Source organism: Paenibacillus koleovorans NBRC 103111 (genome assembly GCF_004000845.1).
Lineage (GTDB): Bacteria > Bacillota > Bacilli > Paenibacillales > NBRC-103111 > Paenibacillus_AA > Paenibacillus_AA koleovorans.
In genome coordinates this window covers 1-2,699 of record NZ_BIMA01000225.1, presented here as the reverse complement: position 1 = coordinate 2,699, position 2,699 = coordinate 1, and the positions used below count along the sequence as shown (strand labels likewise).

General features: G+C 46.1%; 4 protein-coding genes and 1 pseudogene. 1 reads left to right on the top strand and 4 read right to left on the bottom strand.

Annotated elements, in window-relative coordinates; translation table 11 throughout:
* Positions 1 to 19: 19 nt before the first annotated feature.
* Complete coding sequence (locus tag PKO02S_RS31800) at positions 20 to 391, bottom strand: SIS domain-containing protein (protein ID WP_127589274.1); 372 nt, start codon at positions 389 to 391, stop codon at positions 20 to 22.
* A 310-nt stretch (positions 392 to 701) separates the two neighbouring features.
* Here PKO02S_RS31800 and PKO02S_RS31795 point away from each other — a divergent pair.
* Positions 702 to 1,184, top strand: a pseudogene (locus PKO02S_RS31795) (transposase family protein); the annotation flags it as partial.
* A 223-nt stretch (positions 1,185 to 1,407) separates the two neighbouring features.
* Here PKO02S_RS31795 and PKO02S_RS31790 read toward each other — a convergent pair.
* From PKO02S_RS31790 to PKO02S_RS31785, 3 genes are all read right to left on the bottom strand, one after another.
* Entirely contained in the window at positions 1,408 to 1,776 is a 369-nt protein-coding gene (locus PKO02S_RS31790) for an HIRAN domain-containing protein (protein ID WP_127589272.1), read from the bottom strand.
* A gap of 18 nt (positions 1,777 to 1,794) precedes the next feature.
* A complete protein-coding gene (locus tag PKO02S_RS32725; protein ID WP_164821824.1) occupies positions 1,795 to 2,100 on the bottom strand; it encodes a hypothetical protein in 306 nt (101 codons plus the stop codon).
* A gap of 267 nt (positions 2,101 to 2,367) precedes the next feature.
* Positions 2,368 to 2,699, bottom strand: a 332-nt coding sequence (locus PKO02S_RS31785; RefSeq protein WP_218033990.1) for a reverse transcriptase domain-containing protein, incomplete at its 5' end; no start/stop codon positions are given.

Sequence of the window (2,699 nt, the reverse complement as noted above, 5' to 3'; positions counted from 1 at the left end):
CTAAGGACTTTGATTCAACTTATATAATAGAAATAACAGGTACTTTTTGTTCCAATTGTGTTACTTGAATCGCCTTAATGACTTCAGACGTACTGCCGGAACGGGATGGAGCTAATATTAGGGTATTACGCATCATATTGGAGTAGCGATTGAAATTCAACATAATATCACCAGCCGCAAAAAAGGAAGAGTGGAGCCCGGCTCGAAGATGGGCGGAGAAGGCTGCGGATTGGCTCAAGCAATATCCAGAGCCACAGCCGATTACGGTGATGGATTGTATGTCGACCGATTTAATAAAGCTTACTATCTCACTCCGTTTTGAATTCATGTAATCAAAAGTTTTTTTCAATGCGGTGTATTGATTCTTCATTTCACTATAAGTAATGCTCATGGACTAACCTCCTGGAATTTTTACCCTTGGGTTAATTGTATTATACATTGTATTTTTGATTTAATAAATCATTAAAATGATCAATTAAATCAATATTTTGATCTTAACGATCAATTTTAGAGGCATATACTAATTTTTCGAATTCTCGCACTCTGTTTCCGTCCTTATTTAACTTGACTCTTGCAAAAACCTTGCTGTAAAACTAAGTAACCAGGAGATGTCCTGAATCCGCTATAAATAAAAATGAAAGCATTCAATAATTCACCAACGGAGTGATTGACTTGATGTTCGAATTCGTCCAATCCAAGATGTCTCTAACGGAGATGTCATGAAGAGCTATCTCGGTTTGCTCTGCCAAGGCAAGAGCGATTTTGATCATATTGAACCGTTCCGGCAAGACGATGCTTTCGCCATCAGTTTAGACATTCAAGTTGTTCCATCCAGTCCGACCTTGCGCCAGCGTCTGGTTATGGCAGGCACTTCTGCATGGAAGAACATCGTGCTCGAAGAGTCGGCCACACTGCTGAAGCGCGTCAAAGCTCCGCTCACGGGTGTGGACGTGTACGTTTCTGGCGAGGGAATCCAGACGATGGTGCCGCTGGATATTGACGTATCTCCGTTTGATAATTCCGGCACGAAAAAGGAAGGCGTCTCCCGTACGTACAAAGGCCATGACGGCTTTGCCCAGATCTTCTCCTGTTTGGGAAGAGAAGGCTATGGTGTCCATGTGGAACTGCGCGAGGGAAGCGTGCATGGCCAGAAGAACACCGATGAATATCTGAAGGCCAGCATCACTCTTCGTAACTTGCACCTTCCGGTACGACAGCGCCCTAAGCTCTGGCCATCATCTGAGCAAAGACGGTCCTGCGGCTTCGGATCCTATCATGAGTCAGGAACTCCTGTTGCGCGTTGGACAAAGAATGAAATATCGCATCTCGTTATTCAGGGCTTAGCAAATACTTAATCGGCTTCATGCTATCCCTCACTTCATTAATCAGCTGCCGGTTCCGAATTCCCTATGATCCCTCTTGTTTCAGAGGCTCAGAGCTACTCCTTTCCTGTTCCCAAACCAAATACATTTCACTCAAAGCCGGCATTACTTCCACGATTGCGGTCTCCTGTACAACGAATCTAACAATCCCCATTACTTGATCATCGAAGCTGTCGTAAACCCTTCCCCCGCTCTTGCACCCTTTAGGCACCGTATGGGTGCTGTTCGCCACATAGCCAATCTTCCCGATTGGAGTGATCTCTGCACGGATGGCTTCCTGATCGTACTGATTGTCCGGCTCCTTAATCAGACGAAGCACTTGCCCCACCCTCAGCATGCTCGAGCCATAATAATGCCTCATGCCAGTAACGGCCACATAAACGTGTTCTGACATACATATTCCTCCCCCCTATTAGGCGAACCGGATCCATTTCTGTTGTCGCTTGATAAGCTGCTTCCGTTCCCACATATGATAATACTGAAGGTCATAGTTCCCCAGACACGTGGTCAGAAGCAAGACTTCGTCAAGTAAATAACAGCACCAGTAAACCCCGTCGATCAACAGCACATTTTCTCCAAAACCTAGTACACTACTCGCTTCACTTCGATTTAGCCGAGCTTCCAGTTCTTCCTTGGACAGGTTCTTGCCTACATAACGTTGTAAATACCTTTTGAATGCATGATTGCCTATTTTCACTTTGAATAAAGACAAGTCCATAACCATCCACTCCTATCACAGGATTAGTCACTTATGAGCTAATTGTAATGGAGGGATGCGACAACGGCGTGTCTCGAATGGGTGTTCGCCTATCCTGAAGTTCATTTGGAGGTTTATCATGAGTGGAGGCTTCTCTCAGTATTTGGGGCTCTAGCTCTATCTCGAAGGGAGGGATACCGCGCATCTGGAAATAGAGTAGGCGCATGCAAATGCATGCGCCTCTCACAGAACCGGACGTGCGGGTCATCGCATCCGGCTCCTCCGCGATTATCCCCGCTGGGGATGATGTTCATTGTAAAGAGTAAATAGACTGCATAGACCGATTTCTACAAACTGCTCGATCAGGTTCAGCACACTTCCATCGACGATTTCTTCTCTCATGGCTGCCCTTAACTTCTCATGGGGAATCGTATCGAAGTACGATTTCAGGTCTGCGTCTATGACATATACGTATCCCTCTTTGAGGTCTTTACGTATCTTTTCCAGTGCCATGTGCGCGCTTCGCCCCGGTCGGAAGCCAAAACTGCACGCCATGAATGTTTCTTCGTAAATCGGTTCTACTATTCGCCGTGCCGCGGCTTGCACTACTCGGTCTCCCA

Bases quoted from the DNA above. Each gene is read 5' to 3' on its own strand.
- PKO02S_RS31800 (WP_127589274.1), bottom strand. From the start codon at position 391: ATGAGCATTACTTATAGTGAAATGAAGAATCAATACACCGCATTGAAA.
- PKO02S_RS31790 (WP_127589272.1), bottom strand. From the start codon at position 1,776: ATGTCAGAACACGTTTATGTGGCCGTTACTGGCATGAGGCATTATTAT.
- PKO02S_RS32725 (WP_164821824.1), bottom strand. From the start codon at position 2,100: ATGGACTTGTCTTTATTCAAAGTGAAAATAGGCAATCATGCATTCAAA.